Below are 22,077 nucleotides of genomic sequence, written 5' to 3'. Positions count from 1 at the left end.
GAATCATGAAGTACATATTTGACATCGTGCATGGCTTCTTCACCCAGCTTCGCAGCCTGGTGATGATTTTCGGCCACGCCTTCCGCAAGCGCGACACGCTGCAGTACCCGGAAGAACCGGTCTACCTGCCGCCGCGCTACCGTGGCCGTATCGTCCTGACCCGCGACCCTGATGGCGAAGAGCGTTGTGTAGCCTGCAACCTGTGCGCCGTGGCGTGCCCGGTCGGGTGCATCTCGCTGCAGAAAGCTGAAACCGAAGACGGTCGCTGGTACCCGGACTTCTTCCGCATCAACTTCTCGCGCTGCATTTTCTGCGGCCTCTGCGAGGAAGCCTGCCCGACCACCGCGATCCAGCTGACACCGGATTTCGAGATGGCCGAGTTCAAACGTCAGGACCTGGTTTACGAGAAAGAAGATCTGCTGATCTCCGGCCCCGGCAAAAACCCTGATTACAACTTCTATCGTGTTGCAGGTATGGCGATTGCCGGGAAGCCGAAAGGCTCCGCGCAGAATGAAGCCGAACCGATCAACGTGAAGAGCTTGCTGCCTTAAGGAAGAAAGATGGAATTCGCTTTCTATTTCGCATCGGGTATCGCTGTGGTGTCCACGCTTCGCGTGATCACCCACACCAACCCTGTGCACGCCCTGCTCTACCTGATCATTTCGCTGATCGCCGTGGCCATGACGTTCTTCGCCCTCGGCGCACCGTTTGCCGGTGTTCTGGAAGTGATCGCCTACGCTGGCGCCATCATGGTGCTGTTCGTGTTCGTGGTGATGATGCTGAACCTGGGCCCGGCCTCGGTTCAGCAAGAGCGCGTCTGGCTCAAGCCCGGCATCTGGCTCGGCCCGGTGATTCTCGGTGCCCTGCTGCTGGCTGAACTGCTGTACGTGCTGTTCTCCCACCAGAGCGGCCAGGCCGTCGGCCACACCACCGTAGACGCCAAGGCCGTGGGTATCAGCCTGTTCGGTCCGTACCTGCTGGTGGTCGAACTCGCCTCGATGCTGCTGCTCGCCGCAGCCGTGACGGCGTTCCACTTGGGCCGTAACGAAGCCAAGGAGCAATGACGATGCCTGCTATCCCTTTGGAGCATGGTCTGGCGGTCGCCGGCATCCTGTTCTGCCTCGGTCTGGTCGGCCTGATGGTCCGCCGCAACATTCTCTTCGTGCTGATGAGCCTGGAGGTCATGATGAATGCCTCCGCTTTGGCGTTCATCGTTGCCGGTAGCCGCTGGGCGCAGCCGGATGGACAGATCATGTTCATCCTGGTGATCAGCCTGGCAGCCGCCGAGGCCAGTATTGGCCTGGCGATCCTGCTGCAACTGTATCGCCGCTTCCACACGCTCGATATCGACGCTGCCAGTGAGATGCGCGGATGAATCTTCTCTATCTGACTTTCGTATTCCCTCTCATAGGTTTCCTGCTGCTGTCGTTCTCCCGTGGACGCCTCTCGGAAAACCTGTCGGCGCTGATCGGCGTCGGTTCCATCGGCCTGTCTGCCATCGTCACCGCTTACGTGATCTGGCAGTTCAACGTCGCGCCACCTGAAGGCGGTCACTACACCCAGGTGTTGTGGCAGTGGATGGCGGTGGAAGGCTTCACGCCGAACTTCGCGCTGTACCTGGATGGTCTGTCCCTGACCATGCTCGGTGTCGTGGTCGGTGTCGGCTTCCTGATCCACCTGTTCGCGTCCTGGTACATGCGCGGTGAAGCCGGTTACTCGCGCTTCTTCGCCTACACCAACCTGTTTATCGCCAGCATGCTGTTCCTGGTCCTGGGCGATAACCTGTTGTTCCTGTACTTCGGCTGGGAAGGCGTGGGCCTGTGCTCGTACCTGTTGATCGGTTTCTACTACAGCAACCGCAACAACGGTAACGCAGCACTCAAAGCCTTTATCGTGACCCGCATCGGCGACGTGTTCATGGCCATCGGCCTGTTCATCCTGTTCGCCCAGCTGGGCACGCTGAACGTCCAGGAACTGCTGGTGCTGGCACCGCAGAAATTCCAGGCCGGCGATTTCTGGATGGTCATGGCCACCCTGATGCTGCTGGGCGGCGCTGTCGGTAAATCCGCGCAACTGCCGCTGCAAACCTGGCTGGCGGATGCGATGGCCGGTCCTACCCCGGTTTCGGCACTGATCCACGCCGCGACCATGGTGACCGCCGGTGTCTACCTGATCGCCCGTACCCACGGCCTGTTCACCCTGGCGCCAGAAATCCTGCATCTAGTAGGAATCGTCGGTGGCGTGACCCTGGTACTCGCCGGTTTCGCGGCACTGGTTCAGACCGACATCAAACGTATCCTCGCCTACTCGACCATGAGCCAGATCGGCTACATGTTCCTGGCACTGGGCGTTGGCGCATGGGATGGCGCGATCTTCCACCTGATGACCCACGCCTTCTTCAAGGCGCTGCTGTTCCTTGCGTCCGGTGCGGTGATCGTTGCCTGCCACCACGAGCAGAACATCTTCAAGATGGGCGGCCTGTGGAAGAAACTGCCACTGGCCTACGCCAGCTTCATCGTCGGCGGCGCGGCCCTGGCGGCCCTGCCACTGGTGACCGCAGGCTTCTACTCCAAGGACGAAATCCTTTGGGAAGCGTTTGCCAGCGGCAACCAAGGTCTGCTGTACGCAGGTCTGGTCGGTGCGTTCATGACTTCGCTGTACACCTTCCGCCTGATCTTCATCGCGTTCCACGGTGAAGTGAAGACCGAAGCGCACGCCGGTCACGGCATCGCTCACTGGCTGCCACTGTCGGTGCTGATCGTATTGTCCACCGCCATTGGCGCGATGATCGTTCCGCCACTGCACGGCGTGCTGCCGGAAAGCGTCGGCCATGCCGGCGGCGAAGCCAAGCACAGTCTGGAAATCGCCTCGGGCGCCATCGCCCTGGCCGGTATCCTGCTGGCCGCATTGCTGTTCCTCGGCAAGCGTCGTTTCGTCACTGCAATCGCCAACAGCGGCATCGGCCGCTTCCTTTCGGCCTGGTGGTTCGCTGCCTGGGGCTTCGACTGGATCTACGACAAACTGTTCGTCAAGCCATACCTGGCGATCAGCCATGTACTGCGCAAAGACCCGCTCGACCAGACCATCGGTCTGATCCCGCGTATGGCCAAAGGCGGTCACACCGCCCTGAGCCGTACCGAAACCGGTCAACTGCGTTGGTACGCGGCATCGATGGCAGCCGGCTCCGTGCTGGTCATCGGCGCCATCGTGCTGGTAGCGGTCTGAATATGAACCTTGCGAACTTGCGAAAGGAATTGAGCCCGTCATGATTCTGCCTTGGCTAATCCTGATCCCCTTCATCGGCGGCCTGCTGTGCTGGATGGGTGAGCGCTTCGGCGCCACCCTCCCCCGCTGGATTGCGCTGATCACCATGTCCCTGTTGCTTTCCCTCGGCCTCTGGCTGTGGGCCACCGGTGACTATTCATTTGCCCCGGCGCCTGGCGCCGACCCGACCTGGGCGCTTGAGTTCAAGCACATCTGGATCGAACGCTTCGGCATCAGCGTGCACCTGGCCCTCGACGGCCTGTCGCTGCTGATGATCATGCTGACCGGTCTGCTGGGTGTGCTTTCGGTACTCTGCTCGTGGAAAGAGATTCAACGTCACGTTGGCTTCTTCCACTTGAACCTGATGTGGATCCTGGGCGGTGTCGTCGGCGTGTTCCTCGCCCTCGACCTGTTCATGTTCTTCTTCTTCTGGGAAATGATGCTGGTGCCGATGTACTTCCTCATCGCGCTCTGGGGTCACAGTTCTTCAGACGGCAAGAAAACCCGGATCTACGCGGCGACCAAGTTCTTCATCTTCACTCAGGCTTCCGGCCTGATCATGTTGGTGGCGATCCTGGGTCTGGTACTGGTCAACTTCAACGACACCGGCGTGATTACTTTCAACTACGCCGATCTGTTGAAAACCAAGATGTCGCTGACCACCGAGTACATCCTGATGCTCGGTTTCTTCATCGCCTTCGCGGTCAAGCTGCCAGTCGTACCGTTCCACTCCTGGTTGCCTGATGCTCACGCCCAGGCGCCGACCGCAGGTTCCGTCGACCTGGCCGGTATCTTGTTGAAAACCGCTGCGTACGGTCTGCTGCGTTTCGCCCTGCCGCTGTTCCCGAACGCGTCGGCCGAGTTTGCGCCGATCGCCATGACCCTCGGTCTGATCGGGATTTTCTACGGCGCGTTCCTGGCCTTCGCACAAACCGACATCAAGCGTCTGATCGCCTTCTCGTCCGTTTCCCACATGGGCTTCGTACTGATCGGCATCTACTCCGGCAGCCAACTGGCGCTGCAGGGCGCGGTGATGCAGATGCTGGCGCACGGTCTGTCGGCCGCGGCACTCTTTATCCTGAGCGGTCAGTTGTACGAGCGCACCCACACTCGCGACATGCGTGAAATGGGTGGCCTGTGGTCGAAGATCGCTTACCTGCCGGCCCTCAGCCTGTTCTTCGCTGCCGCGTCGCTGGGCTTGCCGGGCACCGGTAACTTTGTCGGTGAGTTCCTGATCCTGATCGGTACCTTCCCTGCTGCACCGTTGGTCACCATCATCGCGACGTCCGGCCTGGTGTTCGGTTCGGTCTACTCGCTGATCATGATCCACCGTGCGTACTTCGGTCCGGCCAAATCGGACGCGGTACTGCATGGCATGGACGGTCGCGAACTGATCATGGTGGTCGGTCTGGCGGCACTGCTGATCTACATCGGCGTGTACCCGCAACCGTTCCTCGATACCTCTGCTGCGACGATGCATGGCGTGCAGCAATGGCTCGGCACCGCCTTCACTCAACTCGCTTCGGCCCGGTAAGAGCGCTATGGAATTCACGACTCAACACTTTATCGCGCTAGCGCCGTTGTTGATCACCAGCGCCACGATCATCGTGGTGATGCTGGCGATTGCCTGGCGCCGCAACCACTCGCAGACCTTCCTGATTTCCGTGGCGGGCCTGAACCTGGCGTTGCTGTCGATCCTGCCAGCCTTGAAAGTCGCGCCATTGGCCGTGACCCCACTGCTGCAGATCGATAGCTTTGCCTGCTTGTACATGGCGCTGATCCTGGTCGCCACCCTGGCCTGTGTGACCCTCGCCCACGCCTACCTCGGCGATGGCGGTTCGGGTTACCCGGGCAACCGCGAAGAACTGTACCTGCTGATCCTGATGGCCGCCGCCGGTGGCTTGGTTCTGGTCAGCGCGCAGCACCTGGCCGGGTTGTTCATCGGTCTGGAACTGCTCTCGGTGCCGGTCTACGGTCTGGTGGCCTACGCCTTCTTCAACAAGCGCTCGCTGGAAGCCGGTATCAAGTACATGGTGCTGTCGGCCGCCGGTTCCGCGTTCCTGTTGTTCGGTATGGCCCTGCTCTACGCCGATTCCGGCAGCCTGAGCTTTGTCGGTATCGGCCAGGCCCTCGCGGCCACCGGCCTGCCAAGCTCCCTGGCGCAGATGGGCCTGGGCATGATGCTGATCGGTCTGGCGTTCAAACTGTCGCTGGTACCGTTCCACCTCTGGACCCCGGACGTTTACGAAGGTGCTCCGGCACCGGTGGCGGCGTTCCTGGCGACCGCTTCCAAAGTCGCTGTGTTCGCGGTGATGGTGCGTCTGTTCCAGATCTCGCCAGCGGCGAGCAGCGGTGTACTCAGCGACGTGCTGACCATCATCGCCATCGCGTCGATCCTGTTCGGTAACCTGCTGGCCCTGACCCAAAGCAACCTCAAGCGTCTGCTGGGTTACTCGTCCATCGCGCACTTCGGCTACCTGCTGATCGCCCTGGTGGCGAGCAAGGGGCTGGCCGTGGAAGCCATCGGCGTGTACCTGGTCACCTACGTGATCACCAGCCTCGGCGCCTTCGGCGTGATCACCCTGATGTCCTCGCCGTACAACGGCCGTGACGCGGATGCCCTGTACGAATACCGCGGCCTGTTCTGGCGCCGTCCGTACCTGACCGCCGTGCTGACCGTGATGATGCTGTCCCTGGCTGGTATCCCGCTGACCGCGGGCTTCATCGGCAAGTTCTACATCATCGCCACCGGTGTCGAGTCTCACCAATGGTGGCTGGTTGGTTCCCTGGTACTGGGCAGCGCCATCGGCGTCTTCTACTACCTGCGCGTCATGGTCACTCTGTACCTGATGGAGCCAAACCTGCGTCGCCACGATGCGCAACTGCATTGGGAGCAACGTGCAGGCGGCGTGATGCTGCTGGCCATCGCCGTACTGGCGTTCTTCCTCGGGCTGTATCCGCAGCCGTTGCTGGCTCTGGTTCAACAGGCTGGTCTGGCGGGTTGATCGCTTAGCGATACTCGGTAGAAAACAGAAACGGCACCTTCGGGTGCCGTTTTTGCGTTTGTGGGGTTTGGTTCTGCTGTTTTTCCCCCTCCTCCGGCGTACATATCCATTTTTGCGGTAACGGCGGCTATGGGTTTCGCCCTTACGGCGAGTCACTTGGAAGAGCCCCAAGTAACCAAGGGCTCTTGCCCCTTTCGTTCGGTGCCTCGCCATGGCTCGGCATTCCCTCGCTCCGGTCCTGCTCCGTGGGCCTCTCGAGGGGGCGCTCAGATCAAAAGCGGAAGGCGAGCTAACGCTCGGCCTGATGAGTGGTGAAAGGCAAAAGCAAACACCGAACCCTGTAGGAGCGAGGCTTGCCCGCGAAAAACGACCGGACAACGCGTTCATTCAGACAGCCCGCGTTATCGTTGACGTCCATCGTTGGCAAGCCAGCTCCTACAATTTCGAACCGTGTGAACCCAATCCCCGTGTAGGAGCCAGCAAGCTGGCTCCTACACGGGAACGTGTCCAACTGGGCAATCAGGTCGCTGATACTGGATCTGACACCAACAAAAACGGCACCTTACGGTGCCGCTCGCCTTTCTCAGTGCCGCCGTTTACTTACGCGCATCTGCCCACGACTTCAGCAGTTCGTTGTAGCTCACGGTTTCACCCTTGGGCTTTTCGTTCGCCAGTTTCGGTTTTGGTGCACCCGGCTGATCGAACCAGTATTGCGCATCGCGCTCGGGGTTCATTTTCGGGGCGCAGGTGGCTTGGGCCTTCGAGCGTTCCAGACGGGACATGATCGCGTCCTGATCCTTGGCCAGACCATCGAGCAGCTCGCGGCGCTGACTTGAGTCGCCGCGCGCTGTACCCACCCACATGACGAAATTGTAATAACCCCATCACCTTGGCGTTATCCGCAGATTGCAACGATGTCTCCCGGCGATCACGCGGGTGGGCCCTGCCCTCCCGCCGAACAATAAAACCCACGCCGAAGAACGTTCCAGTTCTGCCGATCCCAAGGAGTGCTTGATGGTTAACAATACAAAAATGTCGATGGCGGCTTTAGCCGTGGTGGTCGGTTCGGGGCCGACCCTGGTGTTAGCGGAAGAAAAAGCCGAGGGGTTTATCGAAGGCAGCAGCCTGACGCTGCTCAACCGCAACTACTACTTCAATCGTGATCACCGTGACGGTCAGTCCAGTCCCACCGGCAACGGTTATTCCGAAGCCTGGGCCCACGCCATCATCAGCAAGTTTGAATCCGGGTTTACACAAGGCACTGTCGGGGTGGGTGTCGATGCGTTTGCGATGATCGGGTTAAAACTTGATACCGGTGATGGCCGCAACGGAGGCCGCAGTTCGTTCGACGTACTGCCGGTCAACAGTGAAGGCCAGGCGCGGGACGAATACACCAAGGTCGGGGGCGCGGCGAAAGTGCGAGCCTTTGATACGGTGGTTAAAGTGGGCGATGTCTTTCCCTCCAACCCGGTCGTCGCGGCAGGCGACTCCAGGCTGCTGCCGGAAAGCTTCCGGGGTGTCACCGCCACCAATACCAGTATCGAAGGCCTGTCAGTACAGGGCGGTCGCCTGCATGCGATGAGCCAACCGGTTTCCAGCGACATGCGCGAAAACTTCGCGACGTTCTACGCGGGGCCGGTCAATTCGCCGTGGATTGGTTACTTCGGTGGGGACTACGCACTCAACAACAACCTCAGCTTCAGTCTGTATTCCAGTCGCCTCAAGGATGCCTGGATTCAATACTACGCAGGCAGCGCGTGGACGTACCCGCTGTCGGATGACCTGTCGTTGTTAGGCGGCCTGAACTACTACACGGCTGTCGACGAAGGCAAACAACTGCTCGGCGAGTTCGACAACAACATCTGGAGCGGCCGCGTCGGAGTGAAACTCGGCGCGCACTCCGTGGCCCTCTCGCACCAGCGCAACAACGGCAATGACGACTTCGATTATCTGCGCCAATCCGATTCGATCTTCCTCGACAACTCCATCCAGTACAGCGACTTCAACTCGCCCAAGGAACGTTCGTGGATGGTGCGTTACGACCTCGACATGACGACCTACGGCGTGCCGGGATTATCGTTCATGACCCGTTACGCCCGTGGCACCGACGCCGACTATTCCAGCGCCAACGCCGTGTACATGCGCCGCGATACCGACGGCAATCCGCTGACCGACCAGAAGCGCTGGGAACGCGACATCGAAGTCAAATACGTGGTGCAGAGCGGCTCGTTGAAAGACCTGTCACTGCGTTTGCGCCAGGCCAATACCCGCGCCACTGCGTATGAATCGGATCTGGATGAAGTGCGGGTGATTATCGAATACCCGCTGGCGATTCTCTGAGTTACCCCTTCATACCCATTCACCTTTAGAAGCTCCTTGCTCCTTTGGTAAGAGGTGAATCCTTTGGCGTCCTTCGGGGCGCCTTTTTTCGCCCGCTGATTAACCGATTTTGTAGCGAGGGAGCGTGGTCCCGCTCGCTTGCGACTCCACGGCCGTGGGCTTTTCAGATGCGCGATATTAGAATGTCATCACTTTAAAACTGTAAATCAAAAGGAATGAATCGTGGTGGTACTAATAGGGTTGGTGGCGTTGTTTGGATTGCTGTCTTTGGTGGTGGCGGTTGTCGGGCTGATAGCGCCGACTGTTTTCAAGAGCAAAAAAACCGGCAAGGTCCCGACACGATGGACCTTGTTCATGGGTGGGTTGGGCTTCATGCTTCTGGCCTCTGCTCTTGTTGACTACCTCAACCCCAAAACTCAAGGCTTCGAGTCCGTGGCAACTGTTGAAGCAAACGCCAACCGTTCCGCAGACTCCATGGGTTTGACTGTCAATGAGTTCCATAACGCGTTCAACGACGCGGTAGGTCGATACAACAAGGAATTCAAAACTGCCGACTTTGAAGTTCAGACGGGTGGGGCCACCGACACGTTCTCGCATGCTTTCAGCCAGGACCTGGCGATGATGGGAACCATCGATAAAAATGACGGCAACGTGGACATGGTGATCCTTAACATCTCACCAAATGAGGAGCAATCACTTCAGATATTTTCTGTTCTGCTTGCGATCACTGAAGCACTCAACCCTGGCATCCCGGTTGAGCAGAACAAAAAAATGGTCATGGACGTTTTCCATGAGTCGGTCAAGAATTTCGACGCTAAAGAACCAACCGAGCGCAAGGTGGGCGACCTTAATTACTCAGCGACGACGACTCGTTACACAGGAATGATGTTTTCTATCGTAAAGAGCAGCAAAAACTGAGTCATCCAGCACACTAAAAAACCGCGTCCCTCAACGGGTCGCGGTTATTCAAGGAATGCCAAAGCGCTAAATCCCCCTTCATAAGCTAAAGGTGGATTAGTTACACAGAAGGCTCCCCATCTCCCAAACAACCTTTAAACACCCCGAATTGAAATACGCACTGTTGGGGGATTGTGTGGCCTCAGCCACCGTTGTTTCGGCAGGCACCCACCACGCTGTATTTGAGGGTGTTGAGCTGTCCTTTCGAATCTTCATAGGTCATGGCGGCGGGGGCGACAGCGCAGGCTGGCTGCGGCTTCACAACGCTGACAATTTTCACTACATCCAGCTTCATGCCGTATTCATAGTCCTTCACTACCGGCGCCGCTTTGCCTTGGCTCACGGCGTATTGCTCCATGGCTTTGACGTTGGCGCTAAACGCGCGCTCAAAGGTTCGGTCGCCGCCCCCCTTCGGCCAGTGCATTCAGAGACACGGCCATGACGCCGGCAAACGCGAGCAACTTGAAACCTTCCATATCCATATCCCTCCAGTGCGGACTCATGAAAAAGCCCGGCATCGGCGTTCGATGACAGGCTTGGTGCGATGCGGCACGCTTACAGATCTTTGGTTTTTTCGTCTTTCTTTTCGTTGACGACGACCGGATCGCGGGCCTGTTCCTTGGCGACGAACAGCTCAATGGAGCGGTCGTTGGCGGTCATCATTCTGTCGAAGGTGCGGTCACCGCCGCCTTCGGCCATCGCCAGAGAAGACATCACCAGAGCTGCTGCAACGGCACCGATTTGGGCAAGTTTCATGTTTGATTCCTCGTTTAAGTAGCTGACGGGATCAAGGTAACAAGCCGAACCTTTCGTGACGGTGGCGTGCAAATTACATATCCGTTATGTGGCACAAACTTGTGGGAGCGAGCCTGCTCGCGAAAGCAATGGATCAGGCACACACAAAAACGGCACCTTCCGGTGCCGTTCGCCTTTCTCAGTGCCGCCGTTTACTTACGCGCATCTGCCCACGATTTCAGCAGTTCGTTGTAGCTCACGGTTTCACCCTTAGGCTTTTCGTTCGCCAGTTTCGGTTTCGGTGCACCCGGCTGATCGAACCAATATTGCGCATCGCGCTCGGGGTTCATTTTCGGGGCGCAGGTGGCTTGGGCCTTTGAGCGTTCCAGGCGAGACATGATCGCGTCCTGATCCTTGGCCAGGCCATCGAGCGCCTGTTGCGGGGTTTTGTCGCCGCTGGCGGCTTCGGCGATGTGGCTCCACCACAGTTGCGCCAGACGCGGATAGTCCGGCACGTTGGTCCCGGTCGGGGTCCATTGCACGCGGGCCGGGCTGCGGTAGAACTCGACCAGACCACCGAGTTTCGGCGCCAGGTCGGTCATCGCTTGCGAGTTGATGTCCGACTCGCGGATCGGTGTCAGGCCGACGATGGTTTTCTTCAGCGATACGGTTTTCGACGTCACGAATTGCGCATAGAGCCAGGCAGCCAGTTTCTGTTTCTCAGGCGTGGACTTCATGAACGTCCAGGAACCCACGTCCTGATAACCCAGCTTCATGCCCTCTTCCCAATACGGACCGCGCGGCGAAGGCGCCATGCGCCATTTCGGTGTGCCATCGGCGTTCACCACGGGCAGACCCGGTTTGGTCATGTCGGCGGTGAAAGCGGTGTACCAGAAGATCTGTTGGGCGATGTTGCCCTGGGACGGCACCGGGCCGGACTCGGAGAAGGTCATGCCCGCCGCTTCCGGTGGTGCGTAGGCCTTGAGCCAGTCGACGTATTTGGTGGTGGCGAATACCGCCGCCGGGCCGTTGGTGTCGCCACCGCGAGTCACGCTGGAACCGACCGGGTGGCAGTCCTCTACGCGAATGCCCCACTCGTCCACCGGCAAACCGTTAGGCAAGCCCTTGTCGCCACCACCCGCCATGGAGAACCAGGCATCGGTGAAGCGCCAGCCCAGGGACGGGTCTTTCTTGCCGTAATCCATGTGCCCGTAGACCCGCTTGCCGTCGATTTCCTTGACGTCTTCGCTGAAGAATTTGGCGATGTCTTCATAGGCCGACCAGTTCACCGGAACGCCCAGCTCGTAACCGTACTTTTCCTTGAACTTGGCTTTAAGGTCCGCACGCTCGAACCAGTCGGCGCGGAACCAGTAGAGGTTGGCGAATTGTTGGTCGGGCAGTTGATAGAGCTTGCCGTCGGGCGCGGTGGTGAAGGAAAGGCCGATGAAATCCTTGAGGTCCAAGGTCGGCGAAGTGAAGTTTTTACCTTCATTGGCCATCAGGTCGGTGATGGATTCAGTCTTGCCGTAACGGAAGTGCGTACCGATCAGGTCCGAGTCGTTGACCCAGCCGTCATAGATGCTCTTGTCCGACTGCATCACGGTCTGCAGCTTTTCCACCACGTCGCCTTCCTGCAGCAAATCGTGGGTCACCTTGATCCCGGTGATCTCGGTAAAAGCCTTGGCCAACACCTTGGACTCATATTCGTGAGTGGTCAGGGTTTCCGAGACGACCTTGATGTCCATCCCGCGAAACGGCTCGGCGGCCTTGATGAACCACTTCAGTTCCGCGAGCTGCTGATCCGCCGTCAGGGTGGACGGCTTGAACTCGCTGCCGACCCATTTTTTCGCAGCTTCTTCGTAGGCATCGGCCCAGGCCGAAGCGCTCAAACCGCTGAGTGCCAGCATGGCTGCCAATGAAATGCTATGTCGCAGCTTATTGTTTTTGTCGAACATAGAGACCTCCTTTTAGGGTTTCGGAGCAACATTGCCGAGCGATTCGACTAGCCCCAACGCATCACAGCCAACAGCCACACCAGGGACAACGCGAACGCTACCCAGATGCTCCAGTCGGTGACGCCGATTACCAGCAAATGCAGGTAGGCGCTGCCGAGAAGACCGATAAACAGCCGATCGCCACGGGTGGTGGCAATCGGCAAAAAACCACGCCGAAGAACGCTCGGCGAACGTAGTTCCCACGTCGTCATGCCCACCAGAATCAGGCCAATGACGGTGAAGAACGCCGCTGTGGGGACAGTCCAACTCATCCATTCCATCATCAGTTCCTCATACTCGGCCGAGGGCAAAGCCCTTGGCCACGTGGTTACGGACAAACCAGATCACCAGCATGCCCGGCAGGATGGTCAACACCCCCGCCGCCGCCAGCACGCCCCAGTCGATGCCGGACGCCGAAACGGTTCGGGTCATCACCGCGGCAATCGGCTTGGCGTTGACCGAGGTCAGCGTCCGCGCCAGCAACAGCTCGACCCAGGAAAACATGAAGCAGAAGAACGCCGTCACGCCGATCCCCGAGCCAATCAGCGGCACGAAAATCTTCACGAAGAACTTGGGAAAACTGTAGCCATCAATGTAGGCGGTTTCGTCGATTTCCTTCGGAACGCCGGACATGAAGCCCTCGAGAATCCACACCGCCAACGGCACGTTGAACAGGCAATGCGCCAACGCCACGGCGATGTGGGTGTCGAACAGACCAATCGACGAATACAACTGGAAGAACGGCAACAGGAATACCGCCGGTGGGGCCATGCGGTTGGTCAGCAGCCAGAAGAACAGGTGCTTGTCGCCGAGAAAGCGATACCGCGAGAACGCATACGCCGCCGGCAACGCCACGCTCAGGGAAATCAGCGTGTTCAGGCTCACGTAATACAGCGAGTTGAGGTAACCGGTGTACCAGGCCGGATCGGTGAAGATCACCTTGTAGTTGGCAAACGTGAAATCCTGCGGAAACAGCGTCAGGCCGCTGAGGATTTCGGTGTTGCTCTTGAAGGACATGTTCAGCAGCCAGTAGATCGGCACCAGCAGGAACAGGATGTAGATCAGCAGTGGAATCAGCTTTCTCTTGCTCATGGCGGACCTCAGCGGTTGGCGTCAGAGTGAGTCATGGCGGTGTAGAACAGCCAGGACACCAACAGGATGATCAGGAAGTACACCAGCGAGAATGCCGCCGCCGGGCCGAGGTCGAACTGGCCGATGGCCATTTGCGTCAAGGTCTGGCTGAGGAACGTCGTGGCATTGCCCGGCCCGCCGCCCGTGAGCACGAACGGCTCGGTGTAGATCATGAAACTGTCCATGAACCGCAGCATCACTGCGATCAACAGCACGCTCTTGAGCTTGGGCAACTGGATGTGTCGGAACACCGCCCAGGCCGATGCCCGATCGATCCGCGCCGCCTGGTAGTACACGTCCGGAATCGCCCGCAACCCGGAGAAACACAACAGCGCCACCAGCGACGTCCAGTGCCACACGTCCATCACCAGCACCGTGACCCAGGCGTCCATGGTGTTGGCCGCATAGTTATAGTTGATGCCCATCGCATTGAGGCTCGAACCGAGCAAGCCGATGTCGGCCCGGCCGAAGATCTGCCAGATGGTGCCGACCACGTTCCATGGAATCAGCAGCGGAATCGCCAGGATGATCAGCACCAGGGAAGACCAGCGGCCCTTGGTCGGCATGGTCAGGGCGATGGCGATGCCCAGCGGGATTTCGATCAGCAACACGCAGCCGGAGTAGATGAACTGACGCAGCAGCGAGTCGTGCAGCCGTGGGTCGAGCAGCACCTGTTTGTACCAGTCGGCGCCGACGAAGTAGCGGCTGGACTGGTCGAAGATGTCCTGCACCGAATAGTTGACCACGGTCATCATCGGGATCACCGCACTGAACGCCACCAGCAAAAACACCGGCAGCACCAGCCACCAGGCCTTGTTGTTCTGCACCTTGTTCATGGCAGCACCTCCAGCAGGTAATCGTCGGCATAGACCATCAACCATTGCGCCGGAAAGCTGATGTACGCCGTGCCCTCCGGCACCGGTTTGTCTTCGGCCAACCGCACTTTCAACGTCACGCCGTCGAGGTTCAGGGTCATGATCTTGTAGGTGCCGAGGTCTTCGACGTGTACGACCTTTGCCTGCATCGCGTCGTCAAACGGTTCGTCCCACACGTGTACAAACTCAGGTCGGATGCCAACCTTCAGGGTTTTCCATTCGGACCCGGCGATGCGTTGCAGTTGCGCCTCGGACAACGGCAAATGCGTCGAGGCAAAACCGACACCGCCCGGTTGCGGCTGCACGTCGATCAGGTTCATCCCCGGGCTGCCGATGAAATAACCGACAAAGGTATGGCTCGGCCGTTCGAACAATTCCCGTGGCGTGCCGAATTGCACGATCTGCCCGCCGTACATCACCGCAATCTTGTCGGCGAAGGTCGAGGCTTCGAGTTGATCGTGGGTGACGTAGACCATGGTGATGTTGAATTGCTCGTGGATCTGTTTGAGTTTGCGCCGCAGCTTCCACTTCAGGTGCGGGTCGATCACCGTCAGCGGTTCATCGAAGAGGATGGCGGAGACGTCATCGCGCACCAGCCCTCGGCCCATCGAGACTTTCTGTTTTTCGTCAGCGGTGAGGTTGCGCGCCTTCTTGCTCAGCAACGCCTGGAGGTCGAGGACCTCGGCAATTTCCTGCACCTTGCTGTGAATTTTCGCTTCGGCCATGCCCTGATTGCGCAGCGGAAAGGCGAGGTTATCGAACACCGTCATGGTGTCGTAGACCACCGGAAACTGGAAAACCTGAGCGATGTTGCGCTTCTCCGGGGTCAGGTCGTTGACCGCTTTGCCGTCGAACAGCACATGACCCTGGGACGGGCTGAGCAACCCGGAAATGATGTTGAGCAAGGTTGACTTGCCGCAACCCGAAGGCCCGAGCAAGGCGTAGGCACCGCCCTGCTCCCAGATGTGATCCATCTCGCGGATCGCGTAATCCTCGGGGCCGCTCGGCGTGCGCGTGTAACTGTGGGCGAGGTTCTGCAAACGGATTTCGGCCATCAGGCAACCCTCGATATACGGCGACCGGGCGCCTGGACCAGCCGCCCCTGCGCATCGAACACAAACAGTTTATGGGTCGGGATGTAGATGCGGATCGGCGCATCGACGTCGTATTCGTGAACCCCGGGCAAATGCAGCACCAGCAGGAAATGCTCGTTGCGCACGTGGAGGAAGGTTTCCGAGCCGCTGATCTCGGCGACCTCGACGGTCACTGCCAGTTCGAGGTCATCGTCGTTGCTCGGCACCAGCGAGATATGGCTCGGACGCACGCCGAAGCGGAACTCGCCTTCGCCCACCGGACGCAAATCGACGTTCAACGGGAAGTGAACGAAATTGGCGAAGCTGACTTCGTTGCCGGCGATGCGCCCGGGCATCAGGTTGATCGGCGGTTCGGAGAACAGCTCGGCGGCCAGCACCGATTGCGGCTGGTGATAGACCTCGGAGGACTTGCCGCTCTGGATCACCCGGCCTTCGTGAAGAATGGTCGTGGTGCCACCGAGCGCCAGCGCTTCGTTGGGCTCGGTGGTGGCGTAGATGGCGATGGTGTGCCGCGCCTTGAACAGCTCGCGCATTTCCTGGCGCAGTTCTTCGCGCAACTTGTAGTCGAGGTTGACCAGCGGCTCGTCGAACAGGATCAGTTCGGCGTCCTTGACCAGCGCCCGGGCCATCGCGGTGCGCTGTTGCTGACCGCCGGAGAGCTCCAGCGGATAGCGCTGGAGAAACTTCTCGATGCGCAGCATCTTCGCGGTTTCCAGCACCTTGCTCTGGATCAGTTCGTTGGACACGCCGGCCTGGCGCAGCGGCGAAGCGATGTTCTCGAACACCGTCATGGTCGGGTAGTTGATGAACTGCTGATAGACCATCGACACGTTGCGCAAACGCACCGGGCGTTGGGTGACGTCGACGCCGTTCATCAGGATGCGGCCGCTGTCGGGCTTGTCCAGGCCCGCCATCAGGCGCATGAGACTGGTTTTGCCGGACAGCGTGCGGCCCAGCAAAACGTTGAAGGATCCAGGTTCGAAACTCAGGCACGCATCGTCGATCCAGGTCTGGCCCTCGACGGTGCGGCTGACGTGCTCCAGAGTGAGTGACATGGCTCGGCCTTTTTATTATTGGAGTCAAGCGACCGGAGCAGTAGAGCGAGTTTCATGCCAGAAATTGCAAGTGGTTGATCTGGTTTGGAAATCCGTGAAACAGCGGTGAAAGCGCTTTCGTTGCTGAACAGAAATGAACAACGACGGTTGAACAATTGAACAATCGAACCGTTGACAATGAACAATAGTGAACAACACTCTACGGACTGTTCACGGTCCCTGTAGGAGCCAGGCTTGCCGGCGAAGGCGTCTTTGAAATCGCCTTCGCCGGCAAGCCTGGCTCCTACAGGTCAGTGGTGTGTCAGTACCATCACGCGAGAGATTCGACGTGATGTGCAAACCCCATAAAAACAATAAAAGCTTGCTCAGAGATCGACTGCCATGGCCGCACCTGCCTCGCCGCTCTCCCACGACGCCATCATCCAGGACTCCTGGTCCCGTTGCCGCGCGTTCGGGCTCGATCATCAGAGTGCCCCGGCATTCGACCAGCTACCGGCAGCGGACATCGCGCAGTTGCTGGAAAGCCAGCATTCATTGGTGCAGACCACCCATCAGGAGGTCCTGCCCTATTACGAAAACATCCTCAGCAATTCCAATTGCCTGATCATGCTCGCCGACAATCAGGGCCAGGTCCTGACCTCCTGGGGCACCCAGCGCTTCATCGAGCCGAGCCTGACCCGCGGCTTCAGCGCCGGCGCCAGCTGGATGGAGCGTTGCAGCGGCACCAATGCCATCGGCACCGCCCTGGCCTGTGAGCAGGCGGTGCACATCGAGCACGATGAACATTTCCTCAAGGCCAACCGTTTCATGACCGGTTCCGCCGCGCCGATTTTCGATGCCGAACGCAAGGTCATCGCGGTGCTGGACGTGTCCAGCGACAGTTACCTGCCGCCGTCCCACACCCTCGGCATGGTCAAGATGATGAGCCAGACTGTGGAGAACCGGCTGATCCTCAACCTGTTCCATGGCCAGCATTTTCAACTGACGTTCAACACCGGGTTGAACAATCTCGACAGCCAATGGGCCGGTCTGTTGATTTTCGATGAGACCGGCCAGGTGCTCTCAGCCAATCGCCGCGCCGATAACCTGCTGGGCATCAGCCTGTCGCGGGTCAGTGTCGAGAGCCTGTTCAAGGTCTCATTGCTCGAACTGCTGAATCAGCCGGATGGCCTGCCCTTCTCCCTCCAGGCGTCTGGGCGCAACCGCTTCCAGTGCCTGTTGAAGCGACCGAAACAGGCACCGATCCAGGCAAGAATGTTCGCCGAGCCCGCCGTGGCGGCACCCGCACCCGCCGCGATCAGCCTCAATACCCTGCACTTCGGCGACAGCCGTGTGGAAAAAGCCGTGCGCCAGGCCGAGCGCCTGCTGGAGAAAGACATTCCGCTGCTGATCCACGGCGAAACCGGGGTCGGCAAGGAAGTGTTCGTCAAGGCGCTGCATCAGGCCAGTTCTCGCAGCAAACAACCCTTCATTGCCGTCAACTGTGCAGCGATCCCCGCCGAACTGGTGGAGTCCGAGCTGTTTGGCTACGAGAAAGGCGCGTTTACGGGTGCCAATCAGAAAGGCAGCATCGGGCTGATTCGCAAGGCCGACAAAGGCACGCTGTTTCTCGATGAAATCGGTGACATGCCATTGCCGACTCAAGCCCGGCTATTAAGGGTTTTGCAGGAGCGCTGCGTGCAGCCGGTGGGCAGCAGCGAGCTGTTCCCGGTGGATATCCGCATTATCTCGGCGACTAACCGTTCGTTGCGCGAGCAGGTTCAGTTGGGACGGTTTCGCGAAGACCTGTATTACCGGATCGGCGGCTTGACCCTGGAATTGCCGCCGCTCAGGGAACGCAGCGACAAGCAGGCGCTGTTCAAACGCTTGTGGGAACAACACCGTGAACCGTCGCAGTGGGCCGGGTTGAGCCGTGAGGTGCTGGAGTTGTTCGGCCGTCATCCGTGGCCGGGGAATTTGCGCCAGGTCAGCAGCGTGATGCAGGTAGCGCTGGCCATGGCGGAAGAGCAACCGGTGCGGCCGGAGCATTTGCCGGATGATTTTTTTGTCGATCTGGAGATGGAACCGATCGAGGTGGATGAACCGTTGGCGGTTGATTTGAATGATGTGGAGGATTTGAATCGGCAGTTGCAGGCGGCTGGGGGGAATATTTCCCATCTCGCCCGGCGGTTGGGGGTTAGTCGCAATACCCTTTACAAGCGGTTGCGCCAGTCGGAATGATGGGGCATCCGCAGCGGCGGCGCCCGGTTTGAGACCATTCGCGGGCAAGCCTCGCTCCTACAGGGTCCGCGCCGTTCGCCAACACCGTGAACGACGCGGTCCCTGTAGGAGCGAGGCTTGCCCGCGAAGACGTCAGCCCTGTCACCGCTGAATCAATCCCACCCCAAAAACAAAAACCCGCACAAGGCGGGTTTTTTTTGTAACAAACGCAGCAATCAGTCAGCCAGACGCCAGGTCGTGCCACCCTTGCCGTCTTCCAGCACCACACCCATCGCGGTCAGCTGATCGCGAATACGGTCGGATTCCGCCCAGTCCTTACCGGCACGAGCCGCCAGACGCGCAGCAATCAGCGCATCAACCTCAGCCGCATCAACCCGCCCTTCGGCACCGGCCTGCAGGAAGTCATCGGCCTCAAGCTGCAACACACCCAGCACGCTCGCCAGTTCTTTCAGACGCGCCGCCAGACCGGCCGCCGCATCCAGATCGCTCTCGCGCAGACGGTTGATCTCGCGAACCATCTCGAACAGCACCGCGCAGGCTTCCGGCGTGCCGAAGTCGTCGTTCATCACCTGGGTGAAGCGCTCGACAAAAGCTTCGCCGCCAGCAGGCGCGACAGTCGGCAGGCCTTTCAACGCATGGTAGAAACGCTCGAGTGCGCCTTTGGCGTCCTTGAGGTTGTCTTCCGAATAGTTGATTGCGCTGCGGTAGTGGCTCGACACCAGCAGGTAACGCACGACTTCCGGGTGGTACTTTTCCAGCACGTCACGAATGGTGAAGAAGTTGTTCAAGGACTTGGACATCTTCTCGCCATTGATGCGAATCATGCCGCAATGCATCCACGCGTTGGCGTAGGTCTTGCCGGTGGCCGCTTCGCTCTGGGCGATTTCGTTTTCATGGTGCGGGAACTCAAGGTCGCTGCCGCCGCCATGAATGTCGAAGGTCTCGCCCAGGCAGCAGGTCGACATCACCGAGCACTCGATGTGCCAGCCCGGACGACCGTCGCCCCACGGCGATGGCCAGCTCGGTTCACCCGGCTTGGCGCCTTTCCACAGCACGAAGTCCAGCGGGTCCTGCTTGGACTCGTCGACTTCGATCCGCGCGCCGATGCGCAGGTCTTCGATCTTCTTGCGCGACAGCTTGCCGTAGCCCATGAACTTGGCGACGCGGTAGTACACGTCGCCATTGCCCGGTGCGTAGGCGTAACCCTTGTCGATCAGGGTCTGGATCATGGTCTGCATGCCAGCGATGTGATCGGTGGCCCGCGGTTCCATGTCCGGCTTGAGGATGTTGAGGCGCGCCTCGTCCTCGTGCATCGCGGTGATCATGCGCTCGGTCAGCACGTCGAACGGCTCGCCGTTCTCCTTGGCCCGATTGATGATCTTGTCTTCAATGTCGGTGATATTGCGCACATACGTCAGGTTATAACCGCTGAACCGCAACCAGCGGGTCACCAGGTCAAACGCGACCATGCTGCGGCCGTGGCCAATGTGGCAGTAGTCGTACACGGTCATCCCGCAGACGTACATGCGCACATTGTTGCCATCCAGCGGTTTGAATACTTCTTTGCTCTTGGTGAGCGTGTTGTAGATCGAAAGCACGTTAGAGGTTCCTTGAATCACTGGCCCCACGAATCACGCAAGGTCACGGTACGGTTGAATACCGGAGCACCTGGTTTCGAGTCCTTGATATCCGCGCAGAAGTAACCTTCGCGCTCGAACTGGAAACGGTCTTCCGGCTGTGCATTGCCCAGCGAGGGTTCAGCACGACAACCAGTGAGTACTTGCAGCGAATCAGGGTTGATGTTGTCCAGGAAACTGGCACTGTCTTCGGCCTTTTCAGGGTTCGGCGAGCGGAACAGGCGATCGTACAGACGCACTTCGCACTCGACGCTGGCCGCGGCCGGCACCCAGTGAATCACGCCTTTGACCTTGCGGCCTTCAGGGTTCTTGCCCAGGGTTTCCGGGTCGTACGAGCAACGCAGTTCGACGATGTTGCCATCAGCGTCCTTGATCGCTTCGTCGGCACGGATCACATAGCTGCCACGCAGACGCACTTCGCCAGCCGGTTCCAGGCGCTTGTAGCCTTTTGGCGGCTCTTCCATGAAGTCATCACGGTCGATGTAGATTTCACGGGCGAACGGCAGCTTGCGCACGCCGAGTTCTTCTTTCTGCGGGTGACGAGGCAGTTCGAGGTGATCGACCTTGTCTTCCGGGTAGTTGGTGATCACGACTTTCAACGGACGAAGCACGCACATGGCGCGCGGGGCGTTCGCGTCGAGGTCCTGACGGATGCTGAACTCAAGCATGCCGAAGTCAACCACGCCGTCGGAACGGTTGGTGCCGATCATGTCGCAGAAATTGCGGATCGACGCCGGGGTGTAGCCACGGCGGCGGAAGCCGGACAGCGTGGACATGCGCGGATCGTCCCAGCCATTGACGTGCTTCTCATCCACAAGCTGCTTGAGCTTGCGCTTGCTGGTGATGGTGTAGTTCAGGTTCAGGCGGCTGAACTCGTACTGGCGCGGGTTCGCCGGCACCGGCAGGTTCTCGAGGAACCACTCGTACAGCGGACGGTGGCTTTCGAATTCCAGGGTGCAGATCGAGTGGGTGATGCCTTCGATGGCGTCCGACTGACCGTGGGTGAAATCGTAGTTCGGGTAGATGCACCACTTGTCACCGGTCTGGTGGTGATGCGCATGGCGGATGCGATACATGATCGGATCGCGCAGGTTCATGTTCGGCGAAGCCATGTCGATCTTGGCCCGCAGCACACGTGCGCCGTCCGGGAACTCGCCGGCGCGCATGCGGGCGAACCAGTCGAGGTTTTCTTCGACGCTGCGATCACGGAACGGGCTGTTGCGGCCCGGCTCGGTCAGAGTGCCACGGTATTCCTTGGCCTGTTCAGGGCTCAGGTCGTCAACATAGGCCTTGCCGGCCTTGATCAGTTCAACGGCCCAGTCGTGCAACTGGTCGAAATACTGCGAGGCATAGCGCACTTCGCCGGACCATTCGAAACCCAGCCATTTGACGTCGCTTTCGATGGCGTCGATGTATTCCTGGTCTTCCTTGGCCGGGTTGGTGTCGTCGAAACGCAGGTGGGTGACGCCGCCAAACTCCTGGGCCAGACCGAAGTTCACACAGATCGACTTGGCGTGACCGATGTGCAGGTAGCCGTTGGGCTCAGGCGGGAAACGGGTGACGATCTGCGTGTGCTTACCCGAGTCCAGGTCCGCCTGGATGATCGGGCGCAGGAAATTGACCGGCACGGCAGGGCCGGTCTTGGAATTCGAGGTAGGGTCGACAGTGGGCTTGCTCATAGGATCCTTGAACGTACAAGTGCGCGGCCGGAACACGGGCCTGATAAAACAAAGCCGCTATCATAGCCGAAGCCGTCAAGTCGCTGACAGT

General features: G+C 59.3%; 18 protein-coding genes and 2 pseudogenes. 9 read left to right on the top strand and 11 right to left on the bottom strand.

From position 1 onward, the window contains the following. Window positions 1-5 precede the first annotated feature (5 nt). Genes nuoI through nuoN form a run of 6 tightly spaced genes read left to right on the top strand, consistent with a single transcriptional unit; the run spans window position 6 to window position 6,269 of the window. Window positions 6-551, top strand: a complete 546-nt coding sequence (gene nuoI, locus IB245_RS08865; RefSeq protein ID WP_008032736.1) for an NADH-quinone oxidoreductase subunit NuoI — start codon at window positions 6-8, stop codon at window positions 549-551. Between the two features lie 9 nt (window positions 552-560). Then, window positions 561-1,064, top strand: coding sequence for an NADH-quinone oxidoreductase subunit J (gene nuoJ / locus IB245_RS08860; protein WP_008032738.1), 504 nt, complete (start codon window positions 561-563; stop codon window positions 1,062-1,064). 2 nt (window positions 1,065-1,066) lie between these two features. Next, window positions 1,067-1,375 (top strand): NADH-quinone oxidoreductase subunit NuoK, encoded by a 309-nt coding sequence (gene nuoK / locus IB245_RS08855; RefSeq protein WP_007940879.1) that lies wholly within the window; start codon window positions 1,067-1,069, stop codon window positions 1,373-1,375. Next, on the top strand, window positions 1,372-3,225 hold the full coding sequence (nuoL, locus tag IB245_RS08850; RefSeq protein ID WP_008032743.1) for an NADH-quinone oxidoreductase subunit L: 1,854 nt from the start codon (window positions 1,372-1,374) through the stop codon (window positions 3,223-3,225). Before nuoK ends, nuoL begins: the two co-directional genes overlap by 4 nt. A gap of 40 nt (window positions 3,226-3,265) precedes the next feature. Then, a complete protein-coding gene (gene nuoM, locus IB245_RS08845; protein WP_008032746.1) occupies window positions 3,266-4,798 on the top strand; it encodes an NADH-quinone oxidoreductase subunit M in 1,533 nt (510 codons plus the stop codon). A gap of 7 nt (window positions 4,799-4,805) precedes the next feature. Further along, entirely contained in the window at window positions 4,806-6,269 is a 1,464-nt protein-coding gene (gene nuoN, locus IB245_RS08840; protein ID WP_008032749.1) for an NADH-quinone oxidoreductase subunit NuoN, read from the top strand. 596 nt (window positions 6,270-6,865) lie between these two features. On the opposite strand, the pseudogene IB245_RS08835 reads toward nuoN, so the two are convergent. Further along, a pseudogene (locus IB245_RS08835) lies at window positions 6,866-7,087 on the bottom strand (carbohydrate ABC transporter substrate-binding protein); the annotation flags it as partial. Window positions 7,088-7,283: 196 nt separating this feature from the next. Here IB245_RS08835 and IB245_RS08830 point away from each other — a divergent pair. Beyond that, complete coding sequence (locus IB245_RS08830) at window positions 7,284-8,609, top strand: OprD family porin (protein ID WP_192227329.1); 1,326 nt, start codon at window positions 7,284-7,286, stop codon at window positions 8,607-8,609. A gap of 222 nt (window positions 8,610-8,831) precedes the next feature. Next, window positions 8,832-9,527 (top strand): hypothetical protein, encoded by a 696-nt coding sequence (locus IB245_RS08825; protein WP_192227328.1) that lies wholly within the window; start codon window positions 8,832-8,834, stop codon window positions 9,525-9,527. Window positions 9,528-9,708: 181 nt separating this feature from the next. On the opposite strand, the pseudogene IB245_RS08820 reads toward IB245_RS08825, so the two are convergent. The 8 genes and pseudogenes from IB245_RS08820 to IB245_RS08785 form a co-directional block, all read right to left on the bottom strand. Next, window positions 9,709-10,042, bottom strand: a pseudogene (locus IB245_RS08820) (DUF2790 domain-containing protein). Between the two features lie 79 nt (window positions 10,043-10,121). Further along, window positions 10,122-10,322 (bottom strand): co-regulatory protein PtrA N-terminal domain-containing protein, encoded by a 201-nt coding sequence (locus IB245_RS08815; RefSeq protein ID WP_192227327.1) that lies wholly within the window; start codon window positions 10,320-10,322, stop codon window positions 10,122-10,124. 191 nt (window positions 10,323-10,513) lie between these two features. Beyond that, window positions 10,514-12,256 carry an extracellular solute-binding protein gene (locus tag IB245_RS08810; protein ID WP_192227326.1) on the bottom strand — a complete coding sequence of 581 codons (1,743 nt, stop codon included), beginning with the start codon at window positions 12,254-12,256 and terminating at the stop codon, window positions 10,514-10,516. A gap of 47 nt (window positions 12,257-12,303) precedes the next feature. Further along, window positions 12,304-12,576, bottom strand: a complete 273-nt coding sequence (locus tag IB245_RS08805) for a DUF2160 domain-containing protein (protein ID WP_032829048.1) — start codon at window positions 12,574-12,576, stop codon at window positions 12,304-12,306. 10 nt (window positions 12,577-12,586) lie between these two features. Next, the gene (locus tag IB245_RS08800) at window positions 12,587-13,387 is read right to left on the bottom strand and encodes a carbohydrate ABC transporter permease (RefSeq protein WP_008032760.1); all 801 of its coding nucleotides are present in this window, start codon (window positions 13,385-13,387) and stop codon (window positions 12,587-12,589) included. A gap of 8 nt (window positions 13,388-13,395) precedes the next feature. Next, window positions 13,396-14,262, bottom strand: a complete 867-nt coding sequence (locus IB245_RS08795; RefSeq protein ID WP_008032762.1) for a carbohydrate ABC transporter permease — start codon at window positions 14,260-14,262, stop codon at window positions 13,396-13,398. Beyond that, a complete protein-coding gene (locus IB245_RS08790; RefSeq protein WP_008032763.1) occupies window positions 14,259-15,356 on the bottom strand; it encodes an ABC transporter ATP-binding protein in 1,098 nt (365 codons plus the stop codon). Before IB245_RS08790 ends, IB245_RS08795 begins: the two co-directional genes overlap by 4 nt. Further along, window positions 15,356-16,450 (bottom strand): ABC transporter ATP-binding protein, encoded by a 1,095-nt coding sequence (locus IB245_RS08785; protein WP_008032765.1) that lies wholly within the window; start codon window positions 16,448-16,450, stop codon window positions 15,356-15,358. Before IB245_RS08785 ends, IB245_RS08790 begins: the two co-directional genes overlap by 1 nt. Before the next feature lie 381 nt (window positions 16,451-16,831). Between IB245_RS08785 and IB245_RS08780 the strand changes: the two genes are divergently transcribed. Then, window positions 16,832-18,670 (top strand): sigma-54-dependent Fis family transcriptional regulator, encoded by a 1,839-nt coding sequence (locus tag IB245_RS08780; protein WP_192227325.1) that lies wholly within the window; start codon window positions 16,832-16,834, stop codon window positions 18,668-18,670. A gap of 215 nt (window positions 18,671-18,885) precedes the next feature. On the opposite strand, the gene cysS is transcribed toward IB245_RS08780, so the two are convergent. Both cysS and IB245_RS08770 read right to left on the bottom strand, forming a co-directional pair. Then, window positions 18,886-20,268 (bottom strand): cysteine--tRNA ligase, encoded by a 1,383-nt coding sequence (gene cysS, locus IB245_RS08775; RefSeq protein ID WP_008032770.1) that lies wholly within the window; start codon window positions 20,266-20,268, stop codon window positions 18,886-18,888. 17 nt (window positions 20,269-20,285) lie between these two features. Then, window positions 20,286-21,986 (bottom strand): glutamine--tRNA ligase/YqeY domain fusion protein, encoded by a 1,701-nt coding sequence (locus IB245_RS08770; protein WP_192227324.1) that lies wholly within the window; start codon window positions 21,984-21,986, stop codon window positions 20,286-20,288. Window positions 21,987-22,077: the final 91 nt, after the last annotated feature.

It is taken from the genome of Pseudomonas sp. PDM02 (assembly GCF_014852285.1).
Lineage (GTDB): Bacteria > Pseudomonadota > Gammaproteobacteria > Pseudomonadales > Pseudomonadaceae > Aquipseudomonas > Aquipseudomonas migulae.
Note: the sequence above shows the minus strand (reverse complement) of the source record. Positions and strands in the feature narration are given on the sequence as shown.

Coding starts and splice junctions, on each gene's coding strand:
- nuoI (WP_008032736.1), top strand. CDS start 6: ATGAAGTACATATTTGACATCGTGCATGGCTTCTTCACCCAGCTTCGC.
- nuoJ (WP_008032738.1), top strand. CDS start 561: ATGGAATTCGCTTTCTATTTCGCATCGGGTATCGCTGTGGTGTCCACG.
- nuoK (WP_007940879.1), top strand. CDS start 1,067: ATGCCTGCTATCCCTTTGGAGCATGGTCTGGCGGTCGCCGGCATCCTG.
- nuoL (WP_008032743.1), top strand. CDS start 1,372: ATGAATCTTCTCTATCTGACTTTCGTATTCCCTCTCATAGGTTTCCTG.
- nuoM (WP_008032746.1), top strand. CDS start 3,266: ATGATTCTGCCTTGGCTAATCCTGATCCCCTTCATCGGCGGCCTGCTG.
- nuoN (WP_008032749.1), top strand. CDS start 4,806: ATGGAATTCACGACTCAACACTTTATCGCGCTAGCGCCGTTGTTGATC.
- IB245_RS08830 (WP_192227329.1), top strand. CDS start 7,284: ATGGTTAACAATACAAAAATGTCGATGGCGGCTTTAGCCGTGGTGGTC.
- IB245_RS08815 (WP_192227327.1), bottom strand. CDS start 10,322: ATGAAACTTGCCCAAATCGGTGCCGTTGCAGCAGCTCTGGTGATGTCT.
- IB245_RS08810 (WP_192227326.1), bottom strand. CDS start 12,256: ATGTTCGACAAAAACAATAAGCTGCGACATAGCATTTCATTGGCAGCC.
- IB245_RS08805 (WP_032829048.1), bottom strand. CDS start 12,576: ATGGAATGGATGAGTTGGACTGTCCCCACAGCGGCGTTCTTCACCGTC.
- IB245_RS08800 (WP_008032760.1), bottom strand. CDS start 13,387: ATGAGCAAGAGAAAGCTGATTCCACTGCTGATCTACATCCTGTTCCTG.
- IB245_RS08795 (WP_008032762.1), bottom strand. CDS start 14,262: ATGAACAAGGTGCAGAACAACAAGGCCTGGTGGCTGGTGCTGCCGGTG.
- IB245_RS08790 (WP_008032763.1), bottom strand. CDS start 15,356: ATGGCCGAAATCCGTTTGCAGAACCTCGCCCACAGTTACACGCGCACG.
- IB245_RS08785 (WP_008032765.1), bottom strand. CDS start 16,450: ATGTCACTCACTCTGGAGCACGTCAGCCGCACCGTCGAGGGCCAGACC.
- IB245_RS08780 (WP_192227325.1), top strand. CDS start 16,832: ATGGCCGCACCTGCCTCGCCGCTCTCCCACGACGCCATCATCCAGGAC.
- IB245_RS08770 (WP_192227324.1), bottom strand. CDS start 21,986: ATGAGCAAGCCCACTGTCGACCCTACCTCGAATTCCAAGACCGGCCCT.